The 14,082-nt window shown below is 63.9% G+C and carries 8 protein-coding genes and 1 pseudogene; 2 read left to right on the top strand and 7 right to left on the bottom strand.

From position 1 onward, the window contains the following. Positions 1-28: 28 nt before the first annotated feature. Positions 29-1,195 carry an aminotransferase class I/II-fold pyridoxal phosphate-dependent enzyme gene (locus AC1AV0_RS07035; RefSeq protein WP_476572595.1) on the bottom strand — a complete coding sequence of 389 codons (1,167 nt, stop codon included), beginning with the start codon at positions 1,193-1,195 and terminating at the stop codon, positions 29-31. Between the two features lie 175 nt (positions 1,196-1,370). Between AC1AV0_RS07035 and AC1AV0_RS07030 the strand changes: the two genes are divergently transcribed. Next, positions 1,371-2,426, top strand: a complete 1,056-nt coding sequence (locus AC1AV0_RS07030) for a Gfo/Idh/MocA family protein (protein WP_476572517.1) — start codon at positions 1,371-1,373, stop codon at positions 2,424-2,426. A gap of 70 nt (positions 2,427-2,496) precedes the next feature. On the opposite strand, the pseudogene AC1AV0_RS07025 reads toward AC1AV0_RS07030, so the two are convergent. The 5 genes and pseudogenes from AC1AV0_RS07025 to AC1AV0_RS07005 form a co-directional block, all read right to left on the bottom strand. Continuing rightward, positions 2,497-2,940: pseudogene (locus AC1AV0_RS07025) on the bottom strand (very short patch repair endonuclease); the annotation flags it as partial. A gap of 70 nt (positions 2,941-3,010) precedes the next feature. Beyond that, positions 3,011-5,095: a glycogen debranching N-terminal domain-containing protein gene (locus AC1AV0_RS07020; RefSeq protein ID WP_476572515.1), complete on the bottom strand. Its 2,085-nt coding sequence runs from the start codon at positions 5,093-5,095 to the stop codon at positions 3,011-3,013. Between the two features lie 58 nt (positions 5,096-5,153). After that, positions 5,154-6,032, bottom strand: coding sequence for a carbohydrate ABC transporter permease (locus AC1AV0_RS07015; protein WP_476572513.1), 879 nt, complete (start codon positions 6,030-6,032; stop codon positions 5,154-5,156). Position 6,033: 1 nt separating this feature from the next. Continuing rightward, positions 6,034-7,251 carry a carbohydrate ABC transporter permease gene (locus tag AC1AV0_RS07010; RefSeq protein WP_476572511.1) on the bottom strand — a complete coding sequence of 406 codons (1,218 nt, stop codon included), beginning with the start codon at positions 7,249-7,251 and terminating at the stop codon, positions 6,034-6,036. 138 nt (positions 7,252-7,389) lie between these two features. Beyond that, positions 7,390-8,628: a sugar ABC transporter substrate-binding protein gene (locus tag AC1AV0_RS07005; protein WP_476572509.1), complete on the bottom strand. Its 1,239-nt coding sequence runs from the start codon at positions 8,626-8,628 to the stop codon at positions 7,390-7,392. A 286-nt stretch (positions 8,629-8,914) separates the two neighbouring features. On the opposite strand from AC1AV0_RS07005, the gene AC1AV0_RS07000 reads away from it, so the two are divergent. Next, positions 8,915-9,931 (top strand): LacI family DNA-binding transcriptional regulator, encoded by a 1,017-nt coding sequence (locus AC1AV0_RS07000; RefSeq protein WP_476572507.1) that lies wholly within the window; start codon positions 8,915-8,917, stop codon positions 9,929-9,931. Between the two features lie 62 nt (positions 9,932-9,993). On the opposite strand, the gene AC1AV0_RS06995 is transcribed toward AC1AV0_RS07000, so the two are convergent. After that, the gene (locus AC1AV0_RS06995; protein WP_476572505.1) at positions 9,994-14,076 is read right to left on the bottom strand and encodes a DEAD/DEAH box helicase; all 4,083 of its coding nucleotides are present in this window, start codon (positions 14,074-14,076) and stop codon (positions 9,994-9,996) included. Between the last annotated feature and the right edge of the window lie 6 nt (positions 14,077-14,082).

Here is a 14,082-nt window from a genome sequence, read left to right as displayed (position 1 = left end):
CGCTGCCGCCCGATGTGACCGTGCGATATCACCCCACGAACCTGCCCAGACGCTCCAATCCTTCCGTCAGCGCCTCGCGAGAGGCGGCGTACGACAGACGCACATGCGTGTCGGCGGTGGCCGCGCCGAAATCACGACCGGGAGTCAGGGCCACATGCGCCTCCGTCAACGCGCGCTCGCAGAAGGTCCACGCGTCCATCCCGGTCGAGGCGATGTTGAAGTAGGCGTAGAACGCGCCGTTCGGCTCCACCTCCACGGGCAGGCCGATGCGCTTAAGTCCTTCGACCACGATGGCGCGCCGGGCAAGCAGCTCCTGACGGCGGCGCTCGCATTCGGCGAGACTGTCGGGGGTGAAGCAGGCAAGCGCAGCATGTTGGGTGGGCGTGTGCGCGCACAGGTAATAGTTGGTGGCCAGGTCGTCGACCGCGGTGAGGACGGCGTCATCGTCGGGCATGATGGCCCAGCCGAGCCGCCATCCGGTCATGCCGAAGAATTTGGAGAAGCTGTTGCATACGATGGCGCCCGGATCGCAGGCAAGCACGGAACGCACCTCCGTACCGTCCGGCTCGCGGTCGGCCAGGTCGAGGTAGGTCTCGTCCACGATGCGCCATGCGCCGCGGCCGGCGGCCAGCGCGCAGACGCGGGAGAGCATATCGAAGTCGATGGTGGTGCCGGTCGGATTCGAGGGCGAGGTGATCATCACGGCTTTGGTGCGTTCGGTCCAATACCGTTCGACGAGCTCGTCCGTCAGGTGGAAACGGGTCGCGGCGCTGGTCGGCACATCCACGACGTTGCCTTCGAAGGAGCGCACGAGTTCGCGGTTGCACGGATATGAGGGGTCGGCGACCATCACGTCGTCGCCCGGGTCGACGGTTAGCGCGGTGGCGAGCAGCAGCGCGGCCGAACCGCCCGCGGTGATGACGATGCGTTTGGGATCGATGTCGAGGGCATGCCGTTCGCGGTAGAAGTCGGCGATGGCGCGCCTGAGTTCGGGCAGTCCCATGGCCGCGGTGTAAGGCAGGGCGCGGCCGTCGTACTGTTCGCGCATCGCGTCACGCACGGCGGGCGGCGCGCCGAAGTCGGGTTCACCGAGACTGAGTTTGATCACGTCGATGCCGTCCGCGATCATACGGTCGGCTTTCTCGCCGAACACCATCGCGCGGAAGGGGTTGGATTCCGCCGCGCGCCGCGACATCGCGGGCATCGGCGCTGGGCCGCCGATGGGCGTCTTGACGGAATCGGAGGGCTGTGACTGCTGCTGTGCTGCGCTTTCCATAATGTCGTTGTAACCGCGATTCGGGACATTCATCGACCGCCCTCCCCTCGTATACTGGGGTGGAACGAATCACACCGATGTTCAAAGGAGAACCATGAGCAGGCTGAACGGCACTCGCGCAGCATTCGACACCAATGATGAGAAGGTGAACGTCGCCATTCTGGGCGCGGGACGCATCGCGCACACCATGGCCGACACGTTGGTCAAAATGGCCGCCGACCCCCGTTATGCGGATCTGATCCACCCGTATGCGGTGGCCGCCCGTGATTTGGACCGCGCGCAGGCTTTCGCCGACCAGTGGGGATTCGATCAGGCGTATGGCTCGTATGAGGATCTGGTGGCCGATCCGGCCGTGGACTTGGTGTATGTCGCCACGCCGCACAGTCTGCACGCCGAGCATGCGATTCTGTGCATGAAGGCCGGCAAGAACGTGCTGGTGGAGAAGTCCTTCACCGCGAACGCCGTCCAGGCCCGCGAGATGCTGGCCGTGGCCGACGAAACCAGCATGCTGTGCACGGAGGCGATTTGGACGCGCTACATGCCCAGCCGCCAGATCATCAACGAAATCATCGAATCGGGTGAGATCGGCGAGGTCAAGTCCGTAAGCGCGAACCTATGCTATCCGGTGTCGGGCAAGGCGCGTATGACCGATCCGAACACGGCCGGCGGCGCGCTGCTCGACGTGGGCGTGTATCCGCTGAATTTCATCGATATGGCGGTGGGTGCCGACCACGGCCGCGCAATCGACCATATGGACACCTCCATGGTGGCGCATGAGACCGGCGTGGACGCGCAGAACTCCACCACACTGTATTACGACGACGGCGTGATGGCCATCTCCGCAAGCTCGATGGTCGCCGCCTCCGACCGCGGCGGCTACGTGTGGGGCACCAAGGGATATCTGGTGGTGCACAACATCAACAATCCGGAAGGCATCGACGTGTATGGCGCGGACCATCAGCTGGCGCGCCATGTGGAGGTGCCCGCGCAGCTCACCGGCTACGAGTATGAGGTTGCGGACGCGGCGAATGCGCTCCTGGACGGCAAAACCGAATGCGAGGCCATGCCGCATAAGGACACGGTGCGCATTATGGAGCTTATGGATGCGATTCGTGTGCGCTGGGGTCTGAAGTTCCCGTTCGAGGACTGACGCCGGCAGTATCCGGCCCCGGCGCAGTATCCGGCCCCGACGCAGCATCGCCCGTCCCTCCCGCGGTCATGTCGGAAGCCTGGCCGGCAATCTGCTCATAAAGACGTGCAAGCCGCTCCTCGCGAGCGGCTTTCGTCAATTCGCACTCCCATACGGTGATGACATGCCAGCCGTCCGCCTCGAGTTGAGCCCGCTGCATCATGTCGCGTTCGCGGTTGCGCAGCAGTTTCGCACTCCAGAACTCCACATTGGATTTGGGATTGCGCACGCCTTTGGGGCAGTCGTCATGCATATGCCAGAAGCATCCGTTGACGAACACGATGGTGCGCCAGCGCGGCAGCACCACGTCGGGATGCCCCGGATGGCGTTTGTCGTTCTTACGGAACCGAAGGCCGCGTGAGAACAGGTAGCGGCGCACCATCACCTCGATGGAGGTGTCTTTGCCGCGGATGCGCGACATCGTGTACGACCGCGTGCCCCGCTCGTATTTCTCCGTTTTCCGCTCTCGTGCCACCCTCACAGCCTATACCACTGATGAGGGTGGCACGTCGCTTGTGCGTCCGATGCGCGCCCGACCGGCCGCTCTACCGCTCGATGCGCAGTCCGCGGGCCAATGGGGCCTCGCACGGAGTACTATCCGCGATGGAGTCGCCGTCGGGGTTCAGACCGAGCAGTACCGAAAGCACCGCCACCGACGAGGCCGCCGACCACGCCTGGGGATGGCAGGCCGCCGGATACGGCGCGGGAGCGTTCTCCCCCGCCTCGCCCGAATACAGTTCTGGAATCTGGTAGTCGAATCGCTCCGCGGCGCGCACCAATCCTTCGGCGATGGCTGCCGCTTCCTCGACGTATCCTTCGGCTTGCAGTCCGCACATGACGATGGCGCTGTCGTGGGCCCACACCGATCCGCAATGATAGCTGTCGGGAGAGTACCCGCCAGCCGAACTGCTCATCGTGCGCACGCCGTATCCGCTCATCATGTCGTCGCCGACCAGACGCGCGACCACGTCGCGCACGCCCTGCTCGTCGAGGATGCCGGTGCCCAGCAGATGCCCGATGTTGCTGGTCAGCGCGTCGACAGGACGCTTGCTCGCATCCAAGGCGATCGCCGGATATCGGCCGCGCTCGTCCTCAACCCAGAAGCTCTTGTTGAACCGGTCTTTGAGTTCCGCCGCCCACGCGCGCCAGTCCTGCGCGCCGTCGCAGCCGAAGCGTTCCAGCAGGTCGGCGCCCAGCATGGCGGCCTGATAGGCATAGCCCTGCACTTCGCATAGGGCGATCGGCCCCTGCGCGATGGTGCCGTCGTTCCAACGCACCGAGTCGCCCGAATCCTTCCAGCCCTGATTGCTCAGTCCGTGACCGGTTTCGTCGATGTATTCCAGGAAGCCGTCGCCGTCGCAATCGCCCCAATCCCGCAGCCAGGCCAACGCCGCTTCGAGATTCGGCAGCAGCGCGCGCACCTCGTCTTCGGGCGCGCCCCAGCGCGCGGCCTGCGCGAGCAGGATGATCCACAGCGGGGTCGCGTCGATGGTGCCGTAATACAGCGGCGGCAGCGTCATCCCATCGGAGGCGAACGCGCCGGTGGAGACCAGCGGTTCGGCACGCAGCTCATGCATGATCTTTCCGGGGCTTGCGTTGGTCTGCGGATCCGATGTGCGGGATTGGAAGTGGGCGAGCGTGCGCAGCGTGCCCATGGCCGTACGCGTGGTCAAAGGCAGCATGAACCGGGCCGCCCACAGCGAGTCGCGACCGAACAGCGTGAAGAACCAAGGGGCTCCGGCTGCCAGGAACTCATCGTGGGGCAAGGCCGGAACCGACATGCGCAGGCCGTCGAGGTCACGCAACGACACATTCGCCCAGCGTTCCAGACGATTGTCGTCGGCATGCACGCGCACACCAGCCCACGGGCAGGGACCACCCGCCGCCATAACGGCATTGCGCGGGGTGCTGACGTGCAGGTCCAGCGCCACTTCGCGCCCGCCGCGCGCAGGCACCGTCAGATTCCAGACGAACACGCATTCGAGTCCCGATATGAGGACCTGCGGAATCTCATCGCCGGCCGGCGAGGCTCCGGAAGCTGCGGACGCCGCGATAACCGCGGATATCTCGCCGCATTCGACGGCCGTGCCATAGCGTGGAACCACCGTCGAGTCGCCCGTGCCATCGCATGCCTCCAGCGGGCGAAGCGCCACCTTGCCGCTTTGCGCCGCGAAGGATTCAATGCCGCCCTTCACCTCCTGCATCGTGGACATATCGAATCTCATCGATATCTCAAGACGGACCGTGCGGTCCTCATCCAACGCGCTTCGCAGAGCGACACGCTCGGTGAAACCGTCGGCGCGCACGCAACGGTATTCGTGCACACGCATCTGCGGGTCGACCGTGGGGCCTTCGATATTGCGCGCGACCAGCGTGGACCGGCTCTCGCCCTTGCTTTGGGAACTCCAGCTGATGGGGGTCGGCTCCTCGCCGTCCACCCGCAGGCCGATGGCGGAGACGATCCGCGTGTCTCCAAGATAGAATCCTGCTATCGATTCCGCCCCCGCATGGCCCACGGCCGCGTCGACCACACCGTCCGGCGCGCACCATAGCTGGGCGGGCGCATACACCAACGGCTTCATATCATGCATCCAAGGCTGGCGCATCCGTCGCGTCTCGTTGTTCTGCATCGTTATCGCTTCTCCATAGTTTGAGTTGTTCGTATTGCCGTATGCCGTCGGGCGGCGTTTATTCCTTGACCGACCCCTCCGAGCTGTTCATGATCTGTTTCTGGAAGATGAAGAACAGCACGGCCACCGGTATGGTCATCACCACCGCCGCGGCCAGTTTGACCGGGTATTGGTTGCCCGACGACAACTGCCCGCTGGCCAGCGAGGCGACGCCCTTGGTCAGGGTGGTAAGGGCGGAGGATTGCGTGGACACGATGAAGTGGGACAGTTCGTTCCACGATCCCTGGAACGAGAGGATGGAGATCGTCACCAACGCGGGACGCGCCATCGGCAGCACGATCGACCAGAAGATGCGGAACGTGCCGGCACGGTCGATCATCGCCTGCTCTTCGACGGATCGGGGAACCGATTCGAAGAAGTTCTTCATGATGAACACGCCGGATGCGTCGATCAGCAGCGGCAGAATCATGCCCGCGTAGGAATCGTAGATGCCCAGGGTTTTGATGATGAGGAACTTCGGGATGAGCAGAACCACGCCGGGCACGCTCATCACCGCCACCAACGCGGCGAACACCAGATTGCGGCCGCGGAAGTTCAGTCGGGACAACGCGTATCCGGCGAGGGAATCGAAGAACACCCTGCCCAAAGTCACCACGATGGTCACGACGAAGGAGTTCTTGAACCACACGGGAAAGTCCGAGTTGAGGAACAGCTTGCTGTATGCGGCGGTGGTCCATACCTCGGGCACCAGCGCCACCGGATTCGAGGTGGCGTCGGCGTCGGTTTTGAAGGATGTGACCACCTGGATCACGAACGGCATGATGTAGATGAACGCAAGCGCGATCAACAGGATGTACAGCAGGATGCCGCTGTGGACCAGGCGTTTGAGCCATGGCTGGTTTCCATGCCTTACGGCGGCGGACGATGCGCGGGACATCTTATACCCCTTTCCTATTCACGGCCTGCGGAGCGGCGGCGTTCGGCCGTCGGCCCAGCGACATGACCTCATCGCGGCTCATGGAACGGGCCTCGGCCTTCATCGCCTCGTATTCGGCCCGCTTGCGGCGGGACAGTTTTTTGTCTTTCATAATCTGCCGCTGAGCCCAGGTCATCGCGATGATGATGAGGAACAGCACGAAGGCGATGGCCGCGCCCCTACCCCATTCCTGGCTGTTGAAGGCGGCGCTGTACGACAGGTAGGCGGGGGTGAGCGTCGTTTTCGCGGGTCCGCCTTGGGTGCCGGTGTAGATCTGGTCGAACACCTGCCATGTGCCGATGATGCCCAGGGTCACCACGGTGAAGATCGTGGGTTTGAGCTGCGGGACGGTGACTTTCCACAGGCGCTGCCATGTGGTGGCCCCATCCATGATGGCCGCCTCGTCGGTAGCCTCGCCGATGCTTTGCAAAGCGGCGATGAACATCAGCATGAAGGTTCCCGATGTGGTGAACACCACCATCAGGATGATGGCGAACATCGCCACGGATGGTCCGGCCAGCCAATCCCACAGGCTCACGCCGAGGAATTCGGTGCCCGTAAGCGCCGCGGGACCCTGCGTCACGCCCATCGCATCCAACGCGATATGGAGCAGTCCGCGCGAATCGTTGAACCAATTCGGGCCTTCGACGCCGAACCATCCGAGAATCGCGTTGATGGTGCCGGAGGCGTTGAACAGGAACAGCCACAGCACCGTAATGGCCACGGAGCTGGTGACGGAGGGGAAATAGAAGGCCGTGCGGAAGAATCCTCGGGCCTTGAGGATTTTGCGGTTGAGCATCACCGCCAGCAGCAGGGAGATGATCGTCTGCAGCGGGATGACCAGCAGCGTGTACCACAGGTTATTGCGGATGGCGGTGCCGAAATCGCGCTGCGCCAGTCCGGGCGTCGTGAGCACGTCCTGGTAGTTCTCCAGTCCGACGAAGTCCACGTTGCTGCCGAATGGGGTGCCGCGGCCGCTCCAATTCGAGAAGCTCACCCACAGCGCCATGATGATGGGGATGACGAGGAACACACCGAGGATGACGATCATCGGCAGGCAGAACAGCCATCCTGAGATCTCCTCGTTGCGCCTGTTGATACGCTGGCTTGCGGCGGAGCCTTGGCGCTTGGACTCCCGCTTGTTCTTTGGATGCGCGCCGTTGCGCGTTGCGAATGTCATGTCTGGCAACCCTCCTTGCATCACGTCTTCCGTGAGTTCCGCGTCTTCGGCGCGTGCGGCCGCGCCCGCCGGCAGCGCAACCGTGGTGGCTGCGTTGCCGGCGAGGTAGGGCCTAGCCGGCCGACTTGGGCGGATGGCTTACAGAATGGCCTCGAGGTTGGTTTGGGTGTCGTCGAGGATCGACTGCACGTCGCCGCTCTTGAGTCCTTCGATCTGGGCGTTGAATTCGGTGATCACATCGGAGGCGCCCTTGGCCGTGGGAACGGTGACGGAGTAGTCCAGTCCGTCCATGAAGGCGCTGAGCTCGGGGAACGTGGACTTCCAGGTGTCCGCCAGCGTCGTGCTGGCCGGCATGATGCCGAAGGCTTCGGCGAAGTCCATCACCACATCATCACTGGTCAGATATTCGACCAGGCTGACGGCGCCTTCCTGGTTCGGGCTGTCGGCGGCGATGCCCCAGCCGTTGGTGAAGTGCATGGTGCCCTTGCCGGCGGGGCCTTCGGGCAGTTCGACAACCGTGTAGTTCACGTCGGGGTAGTCGGCGGACATGCCGCCGGTGATCCAGTTGCCTTCGATGGCCATCGCGGCGGCACCGGTGCCGAACGCCTCGCCGCCCCAGCCGGTGCCGAGGTCGGCCGCGTAGGCGGCGTTGCCGCTTTCCAGCAGTGTTTTGACTTCCTGCAGGCCTTCGACGGTTTCGTCGGTGTTCGCGATCGCGGTCGTGCCGTCATCGCTGACCAGACCGCCGCCCGCCTGCTTCATGAACACGCCGATGCGCGCGTACTCGCCGCTGAACGCTAGTCCGACGTGGTCGTCCGTGGTGAGTTTGGCAGCGACCTCGGCCAGCTCGTCCCATGTGGTGGGATAGTCGGCTTCGGTCAGGCCAGCCGCCGACCACATATCCGTGTTGATGACCAGCTGCAGGGTGGACACATCCTTGGGAGCGGCATACAGTTCGCCGTCGTAGGTGAACGTCTGCAGCAGATTGTCGTAGAAGCCGTCGGTGTCGATGTAGTCGCCGTACGCCAGCAGCGAGCCGTTCGACGCGTATCCCGCCAGCTGTTCGGGTGCCAGATAGAACACGTCGGCGGGGTCTCCGCCCGCGAATCCTTGAGAAAGCTGCTGGGTCAGGTCGTTGGCCACCTGCACCGTCGCCTTCTGCCCGCTTTCCTCGCACCATGCCGCCACGGCGGCCTTCACCGCCTCCGTCTCGGCGTCGCCGGACGAGCCGATCAGTACCGTCAGCTCCTGCGAGCTGTCGTTGGTCAGTCCGTCGGCGCTGCTGGACGCGTCGTCGTCGAAACCGCCGCCGCAGCCGGCCAGCATGGTCATCATCGCTACCGAAGCCGCCAGCGCGGCCTGTGTTTTACGCCTCATCTTCGAGTTCCTTTCAGCTTGGGTGCTGATTGTTCACCACCTCAACAACCTCTTTTAGAACGTTCTAATTTTTAACCAAAATAAAAACATTCGTAATTACAATCTTGATTATGCATTCCTTGCGGAAACACGCCTGACTGTTCATCACTGAATGTCGACACCTTGGTTTTTACGTTCCAAAAGTGATTCTTATGTTATACAATAACAATCACATCTGTCAAGTCGAGCCGCGCACCGTCGCCGTCGACTGGCAAGCTTGGGCAGGAATCAAGGGGAAGGACGCGGCATGGTCAGCATCAAAGACGTGGCAAGGGATGCAGGCGTCTCACCACAGACCGTGTCGAACTGCATCAACAATCCCGACATCGTCAAGCCCACCACACGCACGCTGGTGACCGATTCGATCGCCCGGCTCGGCTACACCCCCAACGCCTCGGCGCGCAGGCTGCGCACGCAACGCAGCAACACCATCGCCATCGGCATCGCCCCCGTCAGCTATTCGCGCGTCTACGACCGACTGCTGCACGCGCTGGCCACCGAAGCGGACGCCAACGACATCCGCGTCATCCTCTACAAAACCGATTCGTACCAGGATGAGCTCCGCCAGTTCAAAGCGCTCACCTCCGGCGGCGACGTGGATTCGTTCGTGCTGACTGACACGGGCCACAACGATCCGCGCATCGACTGGCTTATCGAGCACCGTCAGACCTTTGTGCTGTTCGGACGCCCGTGGGGACTTGACGACATGTACGACCCCGACGTGCCGTGGGTCGACGTCGACGGCAGGCACGGCATCGCGCGGATGACCAGCCACCTGATTCTGCGTGGGCACAAACGCATCGCCTTCATCGGATGGCCGGGCCTGTCGGGAACGGGCATGGACCGCCGAATGGGTTGGCAGGAGACCATGCTGGACGCCAAAATGGCATCCCCCGAGGAACTGAGCGGCCTGTGCGCCGAAGCCGAGGACGATATCACCGCCGGACAAACCGCCTGCGCGGAGCTGCTGGAGCGCAATCCGGACATCGACGCGGTGGTATGCGTCAGCGACACGCTCGCCACCGGCGCGGTGATGGCGATGCCGGCCGGCGCGAACATCACGGTGACGGGATTCGACAACACCGTCTCCGCGCAATCGCTGAAACTGCCCACCGTCGACCAGCCCCTCGCGCAAAGCGCGAAGGAGATCGTGCGCATCATTCAGGAGCGGCTCGATTCACGAGGCAGCCGAGCCGAGCGCGGCAACAGTCAGGCGGAGAACCACCATATTCTGCTCGCGCCCTCCATTGTGATTCCCGAGTGAGCGTCAGCCCTGCCGTTGAGCAACGCGGCGGTATTGCCCGGCGTGCGATTCCCCGGTGAGCGTCAGCCCAGCAGGTCGAGCAGATCATCCTTGGTGAGGGAGGCGATGGAGGCGACGCCGGGCGCGTCCGAGCCGAGCGCGGAGGCGTCGGTGAATTGGCGTGCGAGCTCGCTTTTCGTATGCTGCAGCTCCAGGATGCGCTCCTCGATGGTGTCTTCCGCCACCACTTGGTACACGCTGACGTCTTGGGTCTGTCCGATGCGATGCGCGCGGTCGGTGGCCTGATCCTGCGCGGCGGCGTTCCACCACGGGTCGGCGTGCACCACCACACTGGCACCCACCAGATTCAATCCCGTATTGCCGGCCTTCAATGAGATCAGGAACGCCGGCGTATCGTCCGCGTTGAACAGGTCCACCAATTCCAAGCGCCGCTTCTTCGGCGTGGAGCCGGTGATGGAGTAATGGCGGATGCCGTGCGCGTCGAAACGCTCGGCGATCATCTCCAGGAAGCTGGTGAACTGCGAGAACACCAGCACCTTCTTGCCTTCGTCCATGCAGTTGGCCACCAGTTCCTCGATGGCGGCGAGTTTGGCCGACTGGTCTTTGGCGTCGCTGTACAGCAGTCTCGGATCGCAGCAGAGCTGCCGCAGTTTGGTGAGTTCGGCGAGGATGCGGATTTTGGAGGTGTTGAAATCGGCGGTGTCGCTGTGCTCCAGCTGCATGCGCAGACGCTGCTCGTGGGCGGCGTAGAGTTTGCGCTGTTCGCCGGAGAGCCGCACGGTGACCACGGATTCGAGTTTGTCGGGCAGGTCGGTGAGCACTTGGGATTTGAGCCGGCGTTTGATGAACACGCCCACCAACGATTGCAGACGGTGGGCCACACGCGCGGATTCGGGATTGACCTGGGCCGCGGCACGGCCTTCGGCGGTGGCGGAATCGGCGGCGCGACCGTTGGCGATCGGCAGCTCGTAGCGTTCGTGGAAGCGCTTGTAGGAGCCGAGCAGGCCGGGCATCAGAAAATCGAAGATGCTCCACAACTCGCTCAGCCGGTTCTCGATCGGCGTGCCGGTCAGCGCGAAGCGATGGTCGGCCGCGACGGCTTTCACCGCTTTGGCGACCTGCGTGGTGTGGTTTTTGATGTACTGCGCCTCGTCAAGCGCCATCACGTCGAATCGACGGTCGGGCTTCGTGTATTCCTCCACGTCGCGGCGCAGCAGGTCGTATGAGGTGATCAGTACCACGCCCGAAGCGGCTTGATCGCGCTCTTCAAAGGCCCGGGCGATGGCGGCACGACGTTCGGCTTTGCTGCCGGCCACCGTGCGCGCGTCGATGCCGGGCGCGAATTTGGCGAATTCCGCAGCCCAGTTATACACCAACGAAGCCGGACAAACAATCAGCGAAACCACTCCCGTCATCCCGAGCACAGTCGAGGGATCCCTCCCGCCACTCTCCTGCGAGCGCGCCGCCAGCAAGGCGATCAGCTGCACGGATTTGCCCAAGCCCATCTCGTCGGCGAGGATGCCACCGAAGCCTTTGTCGCACAGGGTGCGCAGCCAGCGGTAGCCTTCGGCCTGATAAGGCCGCAGCACGGCGGCCAGTGTTTCCGGCACCTCGTATCGGCTGGGGTCGATGACGCGCAGGTCGTCCACATACTCGCGGAAGGCGGCGTCCTTCACCGCGTCGGAACCGTCGTCGGGCAGTTCGCCGTCCAATAGGAACGCCTGATGCCCGGGCAGTTCGATCAGGCCGGAGTTGAGTTGCTGCTCGTCAAGCCCCAGCTCGTTGGCGAGTTGGTCGACGGCGTCCAGCCGCGCGCCTTGCAGACTGACCAGCGTGCCGTCGGACAACTGGTGGTAGCGCTGGCGGCGTCGGTAGGAGGCGAGCAGCGAGCCCACCTCATCGGGCGGCACTTCGTCGGCGATAGGCGAGATCTCCACAAGGTTACCTTTGATGGAGAGTCCGACTTTGACGCTTGGCGGTTTGGGCGCGAGCAGTCGGTCGAAGGCCGGTGTGGTGTAGACGGTGCCCACGGACCGCAAGGCCGCGAGACCTTCGTCGAATAGGCGGATGAGTTGCGTCGTGTCGTCGTAGTTGATATACGCGGTACGCGGCTCGCGCGTGCGGGACGGCGTGGGCTGGCCGAATTCACGCTGCTTCGCTCGCCCTGCCCCTCCCCGCGCGCCTACAGCGGACGGCGTGGCGAAGAACTGCCGCATCACGTCCATCAGCAGCCGTTCCGTGTCATAGTCGCGCCCGACGGGCACGGATTCGCCGGGAATCATCGGCATCACCGATATGCGATGCTCGCCGTAGCGGGCTTTGACCTCGCACAGCACGCCATGCTCGTCGCGGTCGAGATAGAATTCGCCCACGCATTCGACCGGGCGCAACTCGGCGAGCTCATGGGGCATCTCACCCTCGTCGACCAATCCCGTTTCGATCAGCCGCGGCAGCAGCGTGCGGGCGAACAGCGCCATATCATCGCCGGCGATCGGCTGACCCTCACCGTCGGGCTCGAACAGTTCGCCGATCAGCGAGGACAGCGGACGCGCGCGTTTGGGGCAGCGCATGAACCGGCATCCCGACGCGGGTTTGCGGCGGGTCTCCATCAGACGGCGGTCCTTCAGCGTCAACGCGGCCGCGTATCCCACCGGCTCTTCGGAGGCGAGCAGCAGCCAGTCGTCGTCATCGCCGTGGATCACCGTCTCCACCGCGGGCGTGCCGGTCAGCAGATAGCCGGCGTCGTCGCCGTACACCCGCGTATCGCGCCGGCGGATCGTCACCGACAGTTCCGCCTGCGAGCCGTCCACCCACACGCTGGACGGCTGGTTGTGGAACCATGTGTCCAATACCAGGCCGACTCCCCCGCCTTCGCACAGGTTCAGCAGGGCGGCGACCTCCGGCTCGCCGAGCGTCAGGTGGCGGTCGATGGGGATGTGCCCGTAATACCGGTCCTGCCGTTCGGCGGCCTGGCGCGCGGCCATCGCCGTGGAAAGCCAGCGCATGATTCCACGCGATTCGGCGTCGAACATATTCTCGGTATGGGTGAAGGCGAGTTTCTTGCCGTAGTTCACGTACACGCCGTCGCGCAGGTCGTTCACCAGTCGGGGAATCGATTTGAGCACATACGACGAACCGTTGGCTGGCGCGCCGATCAGGAACTCCACGCTCCACACGCCGTCGATGAAACTCAAAATCGGATGCAGATGCACGCCGCCGGGCGCGACGGTGTCCGACTCGAAGATCAAGGCCCGCGGCGACGTGGAGGGTCGGCCGTAATCCCCATAGGCCCGGCCGGCGTTGCTTCGGGCGGATGATGCGCGGCGTGACGCTGACTCGCTCGACGCCGAGTCGAGACGCGCGAACAGAGCCTCGCGCCGGGCCCGCCGGGCGCGCACCTCACGGTCGTCCTCGCGTTCCATATACGCCATCAACGCTCTGGAAGGGCGGGCCGGGCCAGCAGTGTAGCCTTCGAACAGTCGCGGCTCGTCGCAGAAGACAAGCACCACGGCGGCCATATGCTTGCAGATGCCGTAACCGCGCTGGTAGGCGGGGCATGAGCAGCTGCCGCCGGACATCTCGCCGTCGTTAAGATCGAACTGCACATTGGTGTCGTAACAGTCGGAGGGGCTGGTCGTGCCGCGGACGGACGCGTCAAGCTCGCCGTATCCGGTGTTCTCATGGTACGAGGGATCGATCAGCATGCTTTCGCTGCGGCGCGCGATGCCTTGCGCGCGGGACAGCACGGCCTGGGAGACGGAGATCTCCATATCGGCTTTCAACGCTGCGATCGGCACGGCGGCATGATCCGACTGATGAGACAGGCGCGACAGGGCGCGAGCAAAGTCCGTAGAGCTCTCACTGGCCGAGCCGAACACACGGGGAGCTCCGGTTACGTAGGCGAAGGGGTTGTCGGCGTCAGCGGCTTCGTCGAGGTCGTCGGCGTCATCGGAGTCATCGTAGGGGTATGCATCATCCAGATCGTCGAACCCGCCGAAACCTCCCAGATCATCCAAGTCATCGTCGGTATGGGCGGCACGCCAGGAACGGCCCTGACGCCCCTTGCCACGGGACTTGCCCCTATCGGAGTCGTCGGCGAAGGGATCATCGGGCACATGCCCGAACACTCCTGTGATGCCGCCCATATGGCT

Source organism: Bifidobacterium sp. LH_558 (genome assembly GCF_056356295.1).
The sequence above is the reverse complement of the archived record's forward strand: the minus strand, read 5'-3'. Positions and strand labels throughout refer to the sequence as shown.

Excerpts from the sequence above, each read along its gene's own strand:
- AC1AV0_RS06995 (WP_476572505.1), bottom strand. The coding sequence starts at position 14,076 with ATGGGCGGCATCACAGGAGTGTTCGGGCATGTGCCCGATGATCCCTTC.
- AC1AV0_RS07030 (WP_476572517.1), top strand. The coding sequence starts at position 1,371 with ATGAGCAGGCTGAACGGCACTCGCGCAGCATTCGACACCAATGATGAG.
- AC1AV0_RS07000 (WP_476572507.1), top strand. The coding sequence starts at position 8,915 with ATGGTCAGCATCAAAGACGTGGCAAGGGATGCAGGCGTCTCACCACAG.
- AC1AV0_RS07005 (WP_476572509.1), bottom strand. The coding sequence starts at position 8,628 with ATGAGGCGTAAAACACAGGCCGCGCTGGCGGCTTCGGTAGCGATGATG.
- AC1AV0_RS07010 (WP_476572511.1), bottom strand. The coding sequence starts at position 7,251 with ATGACATTCGCAACGCGCAACGGCGCGCATCCAAAGAACAAGCGGGAG.
- AC1AV0_RS07020 (WP_476572515.1), bottom strand. The coding sequence starts at position 5,095 with ATGCAGAACAACGAGACGCGACGGATGCGCCAGCCTTGGATGCATGAT.
- AC1AV0_RS07035 (WP_476572595.1), bottom strand. The coding sequence starts at position 1,195 with ATGTCGCGGCGCGCGGCGGAATCCAACCCCTTCCGCGCGATGGTGTTC.
- AC1AV0_RS07015 (WP_476572513.1), bottom strand. The coding sequence starts at position 6,032 with ATGTCCCGCGCATCGTCCGCCGCCGTAAGGCATGGAAACCAGCCATGG.